Raw genomic sequence first — 15,327 nt, forward strand, 5'->3', positions numbered from 1 at the left:
AATTGTCAATTACTGTCTGCAACTTCAGTTACCCTTAATAACTCCATGGGGCTTAACTGCAAATTGTGGGCAATCCAAGTAAAACTACCAGCAAAAATTGCCACCGAAGCCACCAGCGCCCCTGCCAACACCCTAACTTTACCTCGTAAGGATTTAATTTCTTTTTCTTGGGCAGGTAAAATATTATTGTTAATTACTTCTGCTTCTTTGGTGGGAATTTGATCAGGAAATTCTACTAAAGTGTAAAGCCAATCGGTGATTAATTGGGGGCAATTCGGCTGTAAATACAATTTTAAACCGAGATTTTTAGCCACAGGGCGAGGAAAACGGCGTAAATATTTTAAGGTAGGATTAATACCCCATAAGGGACAATATTTATTGATTAAATTAATGGTAGCAATATCATAAAGACAACCGATAATACTTTTGGCTGTGGCTTCTTCTCGTTTAAATAACTGATCCAATAGTAATAAAATTTCTTTGAGTTTTTGCTCTTCTTGTTGATATTCTTTGAGGGTTTTTAACTTACTCATAGTTCTGATTAAAATTAATGTATTTTCATTGTATATCAAATTTCAAAAGTGAATAATTAGGAAAAATGACAATGGATGATAGATAATATCAAGTCCTATACCCCACCGTGTCATGAATTACACGGAACCAATAGCCCAATCGTTCAATAAATTGAACTAAGATGTTGATATTACTCATTTGTAAGTCATCAAACAAATTTGATATTACTTATTACTTCTTACTTAAAATACCAGCGCCCTCCACCGTTAAAATAAAATATTCAGTGGTAAAAAATACAAAAGAGTTTTTTAATAAATGTCTAATATTGATGAATTAATCAAAGGGGTAAATGAAGCGGATTCTGCCCAAAAATTATTTTTAGCCGTCAGTAAATTGGCTCAAGCGAAATCACCTCAAGCTATTCCTACCCTCATCGAAGTTTTAGGGTTTAATAATCCGGGGGCGGCGGTAAGTGCCACAGAGGGATTAATTTCCTTGGGAGAAAGCGCCGTAACACCTCTTTTAGCGAATATTGATGATTATAATTATGGCGCTAGGGCTTGGATGATTCGGGTCTTTGCTGGAATTGGCGACCCTCGTGCGCTACCATTATTAATAAAAGCCTCCATCAGTGATTTTTCCCTTAGTGTGAGGCGCGCCGCCGCTAAAGGGTTAGGTAGTTTGCAGTGGCACAAGTTGCCATTGTCAGAGAGGGAGGGCGCTGAAAAGCAAGTCCTCGATACTCTTTTTACTACCATTGATGATGGGGAGTGGGTCGTGCGCTATGCTAGTATTGTTTCTCTGGAGAATCTCTACAAAACCATTAATAATTCTGAGTGGCAAGAAGAAATTGAGCAAAAATTGCACACTATTAGCAAAAAAGATCAAGAAATAGCTTTACAATGTCGAGCTAGTAAGGCTTTAGAATTTTTGCATAAAACGGAATAATTGATCAAAAGGGCAAAGGGCAAAATTATGTCATGTTCGGGTAATCTGTTACAAAAGACTATATCTTCGTAATTTACCCACCGTGTAATGAATTACACGGCTAATAGTTTTTCGTTCAATAAATTGAACTAAGATATTGATCTTACTAATTTGCAAGTGAGCAAACGGACTTGATATTAAAAGGGCAAAGGAAATTATTATTTCATAATTCATAATTATATAAAAGAAAGCCCAGCGCCCCTCCCCCCAGTATTAACCAGATAGAATTAATTTGAAAACGAAAAAGCAGAATTAGCGCCCCCAACCCTATAATTATGGTAGGAATATCAAATAAAGACTCTTTACCGAGAATAAAAGCTACTCCTACCATTAAACCAACCGAACCAGCATTTACGCCATCGAGGAGGGCGCTGGTAACGGGGGATTGGCGTAACTTATCCACCCAAGGATTAATTATCAAAACAAGGATAAAACTAGGTAGAAAAATGCCTAAAGTAGCCATGATAGCGCCCATATTACCAGCTAAAAGATAACCAATAAAAGTGGCAGTGGTCAAAATCGGACCGGGGGTAAACTGCCCAATGGCAATAGCATCTAATAACTCCTGAGATGTTAACCATTGATTTTGTGTCACCAGCGCCCGTTCTAAAAATGCTAATAGTACATAGCCACTACCATATAAAAAACAACCTACTTTGAGGAAAAACAAAAAAACATTAAGGGGAGAGGGACTATTAATGCTATTACCAACAACAGTTTGAGCCACCAAAGGAGATAAAGGCAACCATAAACCATTAGCATTAAAATTGGAGCGCAGTTGAATTAACATTACTCCCAAACCTACTGCTAACAAAACCACAATTTCATCTATACCCATAAAATAACCGATCACGGCGGAGAGCGCTCCTAACCCTGTTAACCAATTTTTTACCGCTTTTTTTCCCAACTTCCACAATGCTTGGATAACGATAGCGATAATTACAGGTTTAATGCCGTATAATAACCCATCAGCTTGGGGTACAGTACGATATTGAGAGTATAAAAAAGCTAAAATCCACACTATCGCCATGGCAGGAAAAATAAAACAACTACCAGCAACGATTAAACCGCGCCATCCTCCCTTGTCATAACCAATACTAATCGCTAATTCTGTAGAATTAGGTCCGGGTATTAAATTTGTTACTCCTAATAGGTCTAATAAACGCTCTCTGGTCATCCATTGTCGTTTTTGGACGATTTCGTCATCCATCATGGCGACGTGCGCTGCTGGTCCACCAAATGCCGTTATACCAAGACGTAAAAAAACCTGAGCAATTTCCTTCAAAGAAGGCTGTTGATTTTCTGACATATACTAATTTATTATCTAAAAAATAAAACTATGCACGAACATAAGTTTATGAGAGATTGTCACTTATTTTAAAAAGGTCATCGCCTTTAATATTACAGTTGTTTCAACCTATCAGAAAATTGCATATCATCCCGCAATGATGCAACGCCTTTTTTATTATCTCTTATTTCGCAACAACTCTAATCTATTTGTAACTAATTATCCGAACTTGATATTATCCATTATCCATTGCCTACATAATTGCGATATCTTTCTGTTGTAAAAAAAGATTAGCTTCATTAACGTCTAAAGGTTGACTAAAAAAATAACCCTGCATTTGCTCACATTTTAAATCTCTTAATAAAGTTAACTGATCTTCTGTTTCAACACCTTCAGCCACCACTTCTAAATTAAGTCCTTTTCCTAAAATCAAGATAGCAGAAATAATGGCTAAATCTTCTTGATTATTTTTTAATTCCCGAACAAAACTTTGGTCAATTTTAATCTTTTTAAAAGGAAATTGTTTTAAATAACTCAAAGAAGAATAACCAGTGCCAAAATCATCCATAGTCACCAAGATACCTAAATCACTTAATTGTGACAGAATTTGTTTACCCAAATTAGGGTCTTGAATGATCATTGTTTCCGTGACTTCTACTTCCAAAAACTGTGGAGATAAACCCGTTTCTATTAAGATATTTTTGACTACATTAACAAAGTTTCTTTGCTGAAACTGTCGAGGAGATAAATTAACTGCTACACTCAAGTTATAATAACCTAAATCTTGCCATATTTTACCCTGACGACAGGCTTGAGAAATTACCCATTCACCAATGGGAATAATTAACCCCGTTTCCTCGGCAATGGGAATAAAATTACTGGGGGTAACCTTACCTAACTGAGGATGTTGCCACCGAATCAGCGCTTCCATGGCTACCACTTCCCCTTTGGTAATATCAATTTGCGGTTGATAACATAACTCTAACTCGTTATTTTCCAGCGCATCGTATAAATAACTCTCGATTTGTAATAACTCCGTGCGCTGATGATTCATACTCGGTAGATAGTATTGATAGTGATTTCCGCCTTCCTCTTTGGTACGATAAAGGGCAATATCAGCATTTTTTAGTAGTGTGTCAGGATTATCACCGTCTTGAGGATAAATAGCAATGCCGATACTTAAACTGGCATAAAGTTGATAGTCAATGATTTGAAAAGGTTTTTTAAGACTATTTAAAATTCTTCTGGCAACTACCGAAGCATCTCGACTGTGACTGATTTCGGAAAGAAGAATAGTAAACTCATCTCCCCCCCAGCGCGCGATAACATCAGCAGTGCGTAAACATTTATGTAATCTTTTGGCAACATTCTTTAAAAATTTATCACCAATTTCATGTCCTAAAGTATCATTAATATTCTTAAAACGATCTAAATCAATGAATAAAATCGCCATTTGATGTTTATATCTTTGTGCATTAGCAATGGCTTTGTATAATTGCTCGTTAAATAAATTACGATTACCTAATTCTGTCAATACATCATGACAGGCTTGATAACGCAACATTTCTTCTGATATTTTCCTCTCGGTAATATCCCTGACGGCGTAACAAATTACTTCCTTGGCACTGTAGTAAATTACACTCATACTAACTTCCACAGGAATTAAACTCCCATCTTGGCAACGGTGAAGAGATTCTTGAATTAAATCTAATCTATCTCGATGAATTTTGCGAATAATGCTATCAGTTACTTCAGCATCTACTGCCACTAAATCATAAATTTTAAGGCTTAAAATTTCTTGATTTGTATATCCTGTTAAACTACAATAAGCGTTATTTGCTTCTAAGATTTGTTTAGAAAAAGGATCAATTAAAATGATTCCTTCGGAGATTTGACGTACTACGGCACGATATTTTTCTTCGCTTTCTCTCAGCGCCCTCTCCACTTTTTCGTGCTGATTAAATTCAAATAAATAATTTTTAATTACTGTTTTATTTTCGTTGTAAAAAGCTAATTGAGTCAAATTTTTATCATCATATTCTATTTCCCTAAGAATAATTTGAGATTCATTACTAGATAAATCTTCTGAAAGATTTTTCAAGAAAGGATTATCATGATACTTACTTCTAAAATCAGGAAATTTAGTCCTAAATACAGTATTTGAATTAATTATTTGTCGCTCCGAATTGACATCAAAAGTAGCATAAAAAGCAATAGTTTGTTGTTGGGATAATAAATAGATTATTTGTTCAACAAAAGGTAAGCCTTCTTTGGTAAAATAAGTTTGTTTTTCAATACTATCTGAGTCAATAATATGAATAGTTTTGATATTCGTATCAACAAAAATTTCATCTTCAAAAAGATTATCTTCACTAATAACTATTTCACCTTTTTGAATGATATTGTAGCTAGCCTTAACGCCACCACTACCAATATTGATTATGTCTCCTGATTTTAATTCGTGGGACAAACATTTATCACCGTTGACAAAAATACCATTGGCGCTACGATTTCCTTTTAAATCGCCATCAATAATCCAAAAAACTTCTTTTCCTTTACTATCTTTATATTTGACAGGTAAAATAGTGCAATGATAGCGGGAAATTGTTGTGTCATAAATGACGATAGAATTACTAGAGTGTCTGCCAATGGAATAAACATCATTACTAAGTCCAATGTTTTTAGTTTTGTTGTCGTATTCAATGGTTAAAATGTGTTGAAAATCAGAAGTTTCAGACATAATGAGGAAAGACAATCAATTTTAAATAAATGATTAAGTGAAAATGAAGCCAAGATAATTTTTCAGTAACCGCTAGTGAAATTTAGAAAATTTATTGTTTAACATTTTTATAGTTTTTAAATAGTTTTTTAAAACAACTAAAGTAATGTCACTAATTTTTATTTTTCATTAAGTTTGATCACATTATTTTTGTTGACATTCTTATTTTAGCTAACTATTAGCTCGTTAAAAATATCAATTATAGTGGCTCTTCATTACTTGGTATGCAAATTGCATTTTGAGAACGAGAGAGTAAGGCTTACAGTCTCGGTAGCATACTATCTAGTGAAGACCCATTATAGTTTAATCAAACACCACTGATAAGTTGAGGGTGTTTTTCAAAATGGAACCAAAATCTAAATTTTGTAAGGGGAAGCACGGGAGAAAGAGACCATTTTTTCTAATCATTGATTTATTAGTCGTTAAAACTCTTAATTTTAGACTTATAGCTAGTTTAAGAAATTAACATTTTTGAGAATAAAAATGCTTTAATATTAGCCAGTAATCTATTATATTCAAAGTAAAAGAGCCAAAAATTTAAAGTTTTGATGAATTAATATTTTGGTAAAAATATCTAATTAATTTAGCATAACCAATCACAATATGAGCAATGGTAATAAACTAACAATAGTCAAAGGAAAACCAAAACGAAAATGTTGCCAAAAAGATAAATTATAACCTTGAGATTTTACTGCCTCCACCATAATTAAATTTGCCACAGAGCCAAATAATGTTAAATTACCAGCAAGGGTAGCACTAGAAGCCAACAAAAGCCAATTTTGTTGATTATCCACCATCATATCTTTTAATAATAAAACTGCTGGAACATTAGAAATTAAATTAGCTAAAATTACCGTAACAGATACCAAACCCACCTTAGAATCTACGAAAGGCGCAAAAATAGTTAGTAAATTCAAAGACTGAACACAACCTGTTAAGATAAATAAACCAGAAAACATCAATAATAAAGACCAATTAATTTCCTCTAAAACTTGCTCCGATTCAAGATGTTTAGTGATTAATAATAATGAAGCTGTAACCAGCGCACTCCGCCCCAGAGGCATTCCTAACACAAAACTAATTAACATGAGAGTAGAAACGATGAGACTTTTAATCAACAAAGACTTATGAATAACTACGGGGGTAGAATGATCGAATTTTAACACATGACGACAGCGCACTTCGGGATATAAATAATATAACCAAACTATTTGTAAGATTAAACTAATGATAGTTATCGGTAACAGTGCTTGGGTAAATTGTGCATAGGAAAGCTCAGAAAAAGAAGCTACCAAAATATTTTGAGGATTGCCATTAAGAGTTGGCACGGAACCAATATTGGTGGCTGAAGCTACCGCTAACAAATAGGGTATAGGATTTAAATTTAAACTAGCTGTTAACCTTAAAACAAGGGGAGTTGTCACTAAAACAAGGGTATCATTGAGAAATAAAGCCGATAAAAAAGCAGTGCTAATACTGAGAATAATTAATAAAGAAAAAGGTGTTAAAGATAATTGTAATAAGCGATAAATAACTAGGTTAAAAAATCCAGAAAAGGATAAATAACTATTAATAATCATCATACTCAGTAAAAAAACAATGGTATTAACATCGATTAATTGCCAACTTTCCTCAAGGGAAACTACCCCTAAAACAATCATCAAAGTTGAACCAACTAAGGCAATGGTGGCGCGATTCATTTTGAGAAATGGAATAAAACCCAAACCCAAGCCGACATAACTCAACACCAAACAAAAAATTTGTAATCCTCGCCACCAAACAAAGTTTTCCTCAGACATAAGCTATAGCAGTCTTAAATTATTTGTGAGAAATGTAAAAATAAAGAAAATTATCATGTAATTAACCAGACAAGGAGTTTAAACCCCTTGTTATCAAAATTTAATTGTTGATAATATAACAACTTAAATAGGATTACTTTATATTAGAAACTGATGTTATGCAAAAATAAAATTAATTGTGGGTGTCGTTAGGTTAAAGAATTGACAAGAAACTTATGTTTATTGATCTTTTTCTTGTACAAAAGTTTATTGAGAGAAGGGTTTTAAACCTGAAACCTGCCACCTGCTACCTGAAACCTCCCTTAACTTAACACTTGAATCAGTGCGTAACGTCAGTTAAAAAATTGGCTTGATTAAAACAAAAGGTTGAACAATAATAGTATCAAATTTACTATCTTGATGACCATTCCAATTACTTAACTGCTGAGGTGTCGGTTTTTGAATTAATTGTTCGCTAATCCAATTTTGTACTTTTTGAGTATCATCAAGGGCGATGGCTTTTCCTACGGTGAGTAAATCGAGGTTTTCATCTACCACAATGATGACATCTCTTTGGGCATGGGGGATTAAATCTTGCCAATTTACTTCGGCTAACTGTTCTTCTAATTGAGTTGTAATATTAGACATGGAAATAAAATTATTTTTCTTTTCTTTACTTCAGGTTATCTTTAAACTTAGATAAAAATCAATAATTTAATGGAAATTCTCACAGAAACTATGGAAAATAATGAGATCATCATCCCCTATCAAGATATTATCGTTTTCGGGGACAGTTTATCTGATGTGGGTAATGCTAATATTGCCACTAATAATACTCAATTTCCTTCTCCTCCCTATAATAATGGTCGGGCAACCAACGGCTTTAATATAGTGGAGTTAGTGGCTGAAAAAATCGGTTTGGGCGGTTCTGTTTCTACTCCTTCTTTCCTTGGAGGGGATAATTTTGCGGTGGGGGGCGCTGAATTAGGTCAAGGATTTTCTGCCCTCAGCGCCCCTAACCTCGGTACACAAATCAACACTTATTTACAAAATAATACACCGGAAGAGGGAGATTTATTTTTCCTTTTTGGTGGCGGTAACGATATTGTTTTTAATTCTGAAGTGTCACCACAAATTATGGTTGACAATGTCGTTGATCATATTTCAACATTAGTTCAAGCTGGAGCAGATGCTTTTGGGGTATTTAACGCACCGCCCATTGATGCAAGTCCTTTTGTTAATACATTGGGGGCAAGTGAACTAACAAAAGCCGTCCAATTGCAATATAACACTCTTTTAGACAGCGCCCTTGACCAATTACGAGAGGATTTGGGGGTAACAATTTATGAGTTTGATACTGATGAAGTTTTTGCAACTATTGTGGATGATCCGGACAGTTTTGGTCTTACTAATTTAACAGATCAAGTCCTCGATGCACAAACTTTAACTCCTGTGGGTAATCCGAATGAGTTTTTTTGGTGGGATGACCTTCATCCCACCGGCAGGATAAATGAAATTTTCTCGGATACCTTTAGTCAACAAATTATTTCCAGCGCCCCTCCCCTTTCTCCTCAGCTATCTTTGGTAACGGCAGGAAGTGCTGAAAATGATAATCTTGACTCGGCTTTTATGGATAATGGGTTTACAGGGGATAATCAAATTCTCTTTACCGGCAGTGGTATGGATACTATTGATATTAGCCAAGTAGGAAGCAATAGCCGTATTGATACCGGTAGTGGTGATGATACTCTTTTTGCGGGGACAAATAATCGTATTATTTTGGGTGATGGTGACGATAAATTGTTTATTAGTACCAGTGGTGGTGGTAATCGTATTACTGGGGAGGAGGGCGCTGATCAATTTTGGTTATATACGGATGAGGGCGCTATTCCTAATAACCCGAATATTATCAGTGACTTTAACCCTGATGAAGATGTTATCGGTTTCCTCAATACTACACTCAGTTTAGGTAGTAGTGATTTTAGCTATAGCCAAGATGGTAGCGATGTAATTATTACGGCATTTGGTCAAGATGTGGGTATTTTACTCAATACAACCATTGCTGATAGTAACTTTGTATTTGCTTAATATACTAAAATATTGTCATTTTGTGTCATTAAAGCTATTAATAGGAAATATTACTCCCCTCTCCTGTGGGAGAGGGGTTGGGGGTGAGGGCAAAGCGTTTTGATACCTACTTTGAAACAGCCCCTTGTTATATTAAGTTGGCTTGAGCATTTATTATCTTAGTTCAATTTAAGAAAATTATTAATAATATTTAAGTAAGTTTTTTCATCTTCTAACATAGGAAAATGTCCCGTTTGGGGAATTTCTACATAGCTGATATATTCTTTATTTAAGATACTTGCTGGTTTACCTAAACGAGGGGGAATAATTTGGTCTTTTTCTCCTGTAATTAATAAAGTTGGCACTTTAATATTTTTATAGGCTTCGGGCATAATTTCCACAGCTTGTTTACTTACGGCGGTATAAATTGTATTTAACGCTGCCTGATAATCTGCTAATAAAAAATCTTCTAAAAATGCCATACTCATCTCACTATCTATGGGTTTATTTAAGAATCTTGCCATAAAAAGTTTATCTGCCATAGGTACTTTTAAAAACCAGTTATATCGCAATTTTACAACATATCCTCCTGCTTGATGAAATGCCGAAAATGTTAGGGCATTATATTCAAAAATACCGTTACAAGTGAGAATTGCTTTGATAATTCTGTCGGGCACTGAATCCACAAATAGAGCCCCAATGGATGCCCCCATGGAGTGAGAATTAAGATAAATTTTGTCGAGATTAAAAGCATCTAATAATAGTTTTAAGTCTTCCACATAATCCATTAATTCATAGCCTAAATATTCTCCTGTTTCGGTGGAGGGCGCTGATTTGCCAAAGCCCCTGAGATCGTATAATAAACAGTCAAACTGATTCACCAGCGCCCTTGCCGTAGTACGCCAGTATCGACATGAACCACCCCAGCCATGAATGAATACCATCACGGGTTTTGATTGCTGAGGAGTGTCAGTAGTAATCCATTCGTAGTAGTGATTAACTCCTCTAATATTAACTGTGCCTTCTTGAGTAATGGTCATTGGATAAAAAATTATAGTATTGAGTAAGCTATGTTAGATTTTAATGGTTAGTTGCTAATAACTGAAAGAAGATTGTTTTATAATCAAAAAAGTCTTTAAGATGATAAATCAAAAAGGCAAAGATAAATTTAAACATAGCTTTAACTACCGTGTTTCTTTGCTCACGTTTTAAAAGACGGGGTTTGAAACCCTTTATTCTTCAATAATTATAGGTAAAAATACATGAACAAAAATAAACTTAATCAGTTTTATAACACCCCTAAAAAAATAATTTCTGGTGTCATTGCCTTATCTTTAGTGGGTATAGGTATTGAAACAAGTCTTTCTCCTGTTTTGGCAAATAATTCCCCTGTGATGGTGGCTCAAAATAGCCAAGAAAAGGTCAGATTAGCGGTAATGGATTTTGATTATAGTAGTATTAGTAACCCTAGTTATCTTAACTTGATTGAGGGCGCTGGGCGTGGTGTCAGTGATGTGGTGGTGACTGAATTGGTAGAAACCGGTAAATATCGAGTTATTGAGAGAAGTCGCCTTAATAGTGTGTTACAAGAACAAAATTTGGGGGCTTCTGGAAGAATGGATGCTTCTACGGCGGCAGAAATCGGCAGACTTTTGGGAGTTGAGTTGGTGATGTTAGGCTCAATTACTCAGTTTGACTTACAGGATCGTAACACAGGTTTTGGGATGTTTGGCTTTGGTTTTGGTAATCAGACCAAAAAAGCCCTTGTCACCATCAATAGTCGTCTGGTTAATACCACCACAGGGGAAATTTTGATGACGGCAGAGGGTAAAGCGGAGGTGGCACAGGTAGATGGGCAAATCAGAGTGAGAGGAGTTGGTGTTGGCACAAGTACCAATAATGATGCTACTCTGTTAACTGTTGCTACCCAAGATGCGGTAAAACAAATTATCGCCAAAATGGATGAAAAACAAGGGGAATTATCGACTATCGCTAAAGTTTTACCCACTACTACTGGTTTGATTGCCGATGTTTCGGGCAATACTGTAATTATCAATAAGGGCAATCAGCATGGCTACGGTAAGGGCTTAAAATTGTCCATTGAGAGGGTTAGTCGGGAAATTAAGGACCCGGCTACAGGTAAGGTGATTCGCCGTGTTACGAGTCAGCTAGGTGTCGTAGAATTAACGGAAGTTGATGGCACTTCTAGTGTGGGTAAAGTGGTGACGGGCGCTGGTTTTAAAGTGGGTGATATTGCTTCTCCGATGCAGTAGGAAAAGCAAGGCTGTATGAAAGTAGTTATCACAACCCTTTTTCCTTACGGTACAACTTTGTCAGTGCTTTGTAAATAGAGATGTCTATTTTTTTTGGTGGGTAATGCCCACCCTATTTTTTATTTATATTTAAATTTAAAAAATAAAATACTTCCTGCTAAAATTAGAGTAACAATATTAGTAACTAAAACTGGTAAATCTTGGATCGAAATACCGTAAATGATCCATAAGATTACTCCAATACAAAAAGTTAGGAACATTGTCAAAGAAATATCTTTAGCTGATTTACTACGCCATGTTTTAATGGCTTGTGGTAAAAATGAAATAGTCGTCAGCGCCCCTGCCATTAAGCCAATTACCGTTGCAGTCGTCATAATTTCTTAAAATTTTTTTTCTTAAAAATATCTTATCTCAACCTCTAATTTTAAGCTAAGATTAATTTAAATCGCCATTTTTGTTAACCTTTTTTGGTCACTTTCAGAAGCAAGTAATACTAAAGTAATAAATCTATCCACTCAAAAATAATTCATACAGTTATTCCAAGAAATTATTAAAACCGATCCATTTTGTTGTTAATCTTAATTTATTTGATGTTATTGTGGTCCATCGTATTTCCGTGCGAACGATAATTACAGCAAAAACTAGCCAAAAATAAAACTTGACATAAGTGTATTAAACTGCGATAATAATAGTTTGTGTGAAGTTTAGCACTAATAAACTCTTGGCTAACGTTATTATTATAGGCGCCCAATGGGGCGACGAAGGAAAAGGAAAAATTACGGATTTACTCAGTAAATCAGCAGATGTCGTGGTGCGCTCTCAAGGGGGCGTAAATGCAGGGCATACTGTGGTCGTTGAAGGTCAAACCTTTAAATTGCATCTCATTCCTTCAGGGATACTATACCCTGAAACCGAGTGTATTATCGGTTCTGGTACTGTGATAGACCCGCAGGAATTGTTGGAAGAAATTGATCAGTTAATTAATCTGAAGGTTTCTACTGACAATTTATACATCTCGCAAACTGCCCATGTGACGATGCCTTATCATCGTATTTTAGATCAGGCGGCAGAGGAAAGACGAGGTAAGTACAAAATCGGTACGACTGGCAGAGGCATCGGTCCGACATATTCCGATAAAGCGGAGAGAATCGGCATTAGAATGCTTGATTTAATCAACGGTAATCGTAATCCTGATAAGTTAGAGTGGACTATTAATTATAAAAATGCCGTCCTTGAAAAACTCTATGGATTACCACCGTTAGACCCGAAAAAGGTCATCGAGGAATATCTCGGTTATGCGGAAAGGTTACGCCCTTTTGTTATTGATAGTTCTCTCAAAATCAATCAAGCCGTCAAAGAAAAGAAAAATATCTTATTTGAGGGCGCTCAAGGTACTTTATTAGATTTGGACCATGGGACTTATCCTTATGTGACTTCTTCTAATCCCATTGCTGGTGGTGCTTGTGTGGGTGCCGGTGTTGGTCCTACCATCATTGACCGTATTATCGGGGTGGCGAAGGCTTACACTACAAGAGTAGGAGAAGGACCTTTTCCTACTGAGTTAAATGATGAAATTGGTCTTTTATTGGGAGATCGTGGGGCGGAATTTGGCACAACTACCGGGCGCCGTCGTCGGTGTGGTTGGTTTGATGCGGTAATCGGTCGTTATGCGGCTCGCATTAACGGTTTAGACTGTTTAGCAATTACTAAGTTAGATATTCTCGATGAGTTAGCAGAAATTAAGGTCTGTGTGGCTTATGAGGTGGATGGGGAAAGAATCACTGAATTACCTACCCATGCTAATAAGTTTGCCCGTTGTGTGCCCATTTATGAAACTTTACCGGGATGGCAAGAGTCAACGACGGAGTGTCGTACTTTGGATGAGTTACCAGAAAATGCCTTAAGCTATTTGAAGTTTTTGGCAAGTTTGATGGAGTTACCCATTGCCATTGTGTCTTTAGGCGCGCGCCGAGACCAGACTATTATTGTGGAAGACCCGATTCATGGTCCTAAACGGGCTTTATTGAATGCGATGGTTAATCCCCTCCAGTCATAAGAATTAGTTATCATAAAGTTTGTCCGTTGTCTTGATTGGCACGGCATATAAAATATATAAATTAAATTAGTAAACAAATGCAAGTTACATTAGAGTGTAAAACTAGACCAGAAGGTAGCAAACCTCGCGCTTTACGTCGTGAAGGGCTTTTACCTGCTAATTTGTATGGGCATGAGGGCGCTGAAGCGATTTCTTTGGTTTTAGGACATAAGGATGCGCTTAATTTGCTCAAAAATGCTTCCATCAATAATACCCTCGTGGAAATGTCTATTCCTGAGTTGGAATGGAATGGTAAAGTGTTAATTAGAGAAGTTCAAAGCCATCCTTGGAAAAGAACTTTACATCATATTAGTTTCTTTTCTCCTTCTCCTGAAAATTATGTGGTTGTGGTTGTGCCTTTAAAAATTGTTGGTACTGCTATTGGTATCAAAAAAGGTGGCATTATGGAACAAATGACTACTGAGGTAAAAGTTCGTTGTCTTCCTGATAATATTCCTCAAGTCTTAGAAATGGACATTAGTAAGGTTGATATTGGTGATACTTTCCCCGTAGCGGATTTAGTCTTAGCGGAAGGTATTAATGTGTTAGATGATCCTTATAAAAATATCATCGGCATTGTTGCACCTCGTAAGAAAGGTTAATTTCTGCTTTATGGTGGTGGGCGCCCGCCACCCTATCGGTTATCCTGTAAAGATTGTTCCAGCGCCCGTTGTACTTCCCTAGAGAGGGTTTGTGCCTGAGGAATAATCGGAGTAATTTCAGCAAGAGGAGACAGAGGAATCCGAAGACTAACAGCAACCCACCCTACACGCTGTTGTTTTAATTGAGCAAATAAGTCATGAAAAAACCAGTTTTCTGGTTGGTAATTACCCCCACCGTGCCAACTATACCAATTAACCATCGCAACGGTTTGTTTTTCGTTCCATCCTCTTTGTAGTAAAACTGTAATATTTTTCCCTGCATCGTTAGTAAAAGTGAAGGTTTCGGGGGCATCAGTATCCCAATTTTGGGGATCAACCCTAGGAATTAAGCTATTTTTTCCTTCTGTTCGATTGATACCAAAAGCAGAATGACATAATGACGGTAAAGAATTGATAATTTTCTCTAGGGTATCTCTGCTGACATCTTCTTGACGAATTATCTCTAACAAATTAGGCTCTTGACTATCGGGAAAAACATTGACGGCTGGTGCGTTTAGTTTTTCGTACATTTGTTCTAAACAATAACTAGCTTTAATATCTAAATTTTGCAGATCGGTCCATTCCACGCTAGGTTTATCTGTGTAGTAAGGTTGAGGGCGAAGAATGACATCAATGGTGGTATTTCCTTGAGTGAAAGTTTGCCACAGCCATGTTTTACCTCCTAAATTTAAGGGGCGCCCTTCACCCTTTTCCCAACCCGTGAGAGTGATTCCTTCTTGCCTAAGGCGATTTAATTGAGGGGTATTACTGGGAGTGCCTAATTCTAACCATTGCCATTTACCCCCTTGTAGGTAGCCCGGTAAAATACCAAAAATGATTAATAATCCTAGCAATATTAAGAGTAATAAAACAGGTAAGGGATAAGTGAATTTTGCTTTTGACATT

At 36.1% G+C, this 15,327-nt stretch carries 14 protein-coding genes; 6 read left to right on the plus strand and 8 right to left on the minus strand.

The window, feature by feature from the left end:
• Positions 1-5: 5 nt before the first annotated feature.
• Positions 6-533 (minus strand): hypothetical protein, encoded by a 528-nt coding sequence (locus IGQ45_13065; GenBank protein ID MBF2058109.1) that lies wholly within the window; start codon positions 531-533, stop codon positions 6-8.
• A gap of 295 nt (positions 534-828) precedes the next feature.
• On the opposite strand from IGQ45_13065, the gene IGQ45_13070 reads away from it, so the two are divergent.
• Positions 829-1,461, plus strand: coding sequence for a HEAT repeat domain-containing protein (locus IGQ45_13070; GenBank protein ID MBF2058110.1), 633 nt, complete (start codon positions 829-831; stop codon positions 1,459-1,461).
• A 202-nt stretch (positions 1,462-1,663) separates the two neighbouring features.
• Here IGQ45_13070 and IGQ45_13075 read toward each other — a convergent pair whose 3' ends face one another.
• From IGQ45_13075 to IGQ45_13085, 3 genes are all read right to left on the minus strand, one after another.
• Positions 1,664-2,809, minus strand: a complete 1,146-nt coding sequence (locus IGQ45_13075) for a chromate transporter (protein MBF2058111.1) — start codon at positions 2,807-2,809, stop codon at positions 1,664-1,666.
• A gap of 232 nt (positions 2,810-3,041) precedes the next feature.
• Entirely contained in the window at positions 3,042-5,528 is a 2,487-nt protein-coding gene (locus IGQ45_13080) for an EAL domain-containing protein (protein MBF2058112.1), read from the minus strand.
• Positions 5,529-6,163: 635 nt separating this feature from the next.
• Positions 6,164-7,366: an anion transporter gene (locus tag IGQ45_13085; GenBank protein MBF2058113.1), complete on the minus strand. Its 1,203-nt coding sequence runs from the start codon at positions 7,364-7,366 to the stop codon at positions 6,164-6,166.
• Positions 7,367-7,384: 18 nt separating this feature from the next.
• On the opposite strand from IGQ45_13085, the gene IGQ45_13090 reads away from it, so the two are divergent.
• Positions 7,385-7,477 (plus strand): hypothetical protein, encoded by a 93-nt coding sequence (locus tag IGQ45_13090; GenBank protein MBF2058114.1) that lies wholly within the window; start codon positions 7,385-7,387, stop codon positions 7,475-7,477.
• Between the two features lie 225 nt (positions 7,478-7,702).
• Here the strand turns inward: IGQ45_13090 and IGQ45_13095 are convergent, their stop codons facing one another.
• On the minus strand, positions 7,703-7,993 hold the full coding sequence (locus tag IGQ45_13095; GenBank protein MBF2058115.1) for a DUF2288 family protein: 291 nt from the start codon (positions 7,991-7,993) through the stop codon (positions 7,703-7,705).
• A gap of 69 nt (positions 7,994-8,062) precedes the next feature.
• Between IGQ45_13095 and IGQ45_13100 the strand changes: the two genes are divergently transcribed.
• Complete coding sequence (locus tag IGQ45_13100; protein MBF2058116.1) at positions 8,063-9,433, plus strand: SGNH/GDSL hydrolase family protein; 1,371 nt, start codon at positions 8,063-8,065, stop codon at positions 9,431-9,433.
• A 158-nt stretch (positions 9,434-9,591) separates the two neighbouring features.
• On the opposite strand, the gene IGQ45_13105 is transcribed toward IGQ45_13100, so the two are convergent.
• Entirely contained in the window at positions 9,592-10,452 is an 861-nt protein-coding gene (locus IGQ45_13105) for an alpha/beta hydrolase (GenBank protein ID MBF2058117.1), read from the minus strand.
• 222 nt (positions 10,453-10,674) lie between these two features.
• On the opposite strand from IGQ45_13105, the gene IGQ45_13110 reads away from it, so the two are divergent.
• Entirely contained in the window at positions 10,675-11,685 is a 1,011-nt protein-coding gene (locus tag IGQ45_13110) for a penicillin-binding protein activator LpoB (GenBank protein ID MBF2058118.1), read from the plus strand.
• Between the two features lie 119 nt (positions 11,686-11,804).
• On the opposite strand, the gene IGQ45_13115 is transcribed toward IGQ45_13110, so the two are convergent.
• Positions 11,805-12,059: a SemiSWEET transporter gene (locus tag IGQ45_13115; GenBank protein MBF2058119.1), complete on the minus strand. Its 255-nt coding sequence runs from the start codon at positions 12,057-12,059 to the stop codon at positions 11,805-11,807.
• A 347-nt stretch (positions 12,060-12,406) separates the two neighbouring features.
• Between IGQ45_13115 and IGQ45_13120 the strand changes: the two genes are divergently transcribed.
• Complete coding sequence (locus IGQ45_13120) at positions 12,407-13,741, plus strand: adenylosuccinate synthase (protein MBF2058120.1); 1,335 nt, start codon at positions 12,407-12,409, stop codon at positions 13,739-13,741.
• Between the two features lie 77 nt (positions 13,742-13,818).
• Entirely contained in the window at positions 13,819-14,382 is a 564-nt protein-coding gene (locus IGQ45_13125) for a 50S ribosomal protein L25/general stress protein Ctc (GenBank protein ID MBF2058121.1), read from the plus strand.
• Positions 14,383-14,414: 32 nt separating this feature from the next.
• Here the strand turns inward: IGQ45_13125 and IGQ45_13130 are convergent, their stop codons facing one another.
• On the minus strand, positions 14,415-15,326 hold the full coding sequence (locus IGQ45_13130; protein ID MBF2058122.1) for a cyanoexosortase B system-associated protein: 912 nt from the start codon (positions 15,324-15,326) through the stop codon (positions 14,415-14,417).
• Position 15,327 lies beyond the last annotated feature (1 nt).

Source organism: Cyanobacterium sp. T60_A2020_053 (genome assembly GCA_015272165.1).
Lineage (GTDB): Bacteria > Cyanobacteriota > Cyanobacteriia > Cyanobacteriales > Cyanobacteriaceae > Cyanobacterium.

Bases quoted from the DNA above. Each gene is read 5' to 3' on its own strand.
- IGQ45_13100 (MBF2058116.1), top strand. From the start codon at position 8,063: ATGGAAATTCTCACAGAAACTATGGAAAATAATGAGATCATCATCCCC.
- IGQ45_13065 (MBF2058109.1), bottom strand. From the start codon at position 533: ATGAGTAAGTTAAAAACCCTCAAAGAATATCAACAAGAAGAGCAAAAA.
- IGQ45_13130 (MBF2058122.1), bottom strand. From the start codon at position 15,326: ATGTCAAAAGCAAAATTCACTTATCCCTTACCTGTTTTATTACTCTTA.
- IGQ45_13115 (MBF2058119.1), bottom strand. From the start codon at position 12,059: ATGACGACTGCAACGGTAATTGGCTTAATGGCAGGGGCGCTGACGACT.
- IGQ45_13110 (MBF2058118.1), top strand. From the start codon at position 10,675: ATGAACAAAAATAAACTTAATCAGTTTTATAACACCCCTAAAAAAATA.
- IGQ45_13095 (MBF2058115.1), bottom strand. From the start codon at position 7,993: ATGTCTAATATTACAACTCAATTAGAAGAACAGTTAGCCGAAGTAAAT.
- IGQ45_13075 (MBF2058111.1), bottom strand. From the start codon at position 2,809: ATGTCAGAAAATCAACAGCCTTCTTTGAAGGAAATTGCTCAGGTTTTT.
- IGQ45_13105 (MBF2058117.1), bottom strand. From the start codon at position 10,452: ATGACCATTACTCAAGAAGGCACAGTTAATATTAGAGGAGTTAATCAC.
- IGQ45_13085 (MBF2058113.1), bottom strand. From the start codon at position 7,366: ATGTCTGAGGAAAACTTTGTTTGGTGGCGAGGATTACAAATTTTTTGT.
- IGQ45_13080 (MBF2058112.1), bottom strand. From the start codon at position 5,528: ATGTCTGAAACTTCTGATTTTCAACACATTTTAACCATTGAATACGAC.
- IGQ45_13070 (MBF2058110.1), top strand. From the start codon at position 829: ATGTCTAATATTGATGAATTAATCAAAGGGGTAAATGAAGCGGATTCT.
- IGQ45_13125 (MBF2058121.1), top strand. From the start codon at position 13,819: ATGCAAGTTACATTAGAGTGTAAAACTAGACCAGAAGGTAGCAAACCT.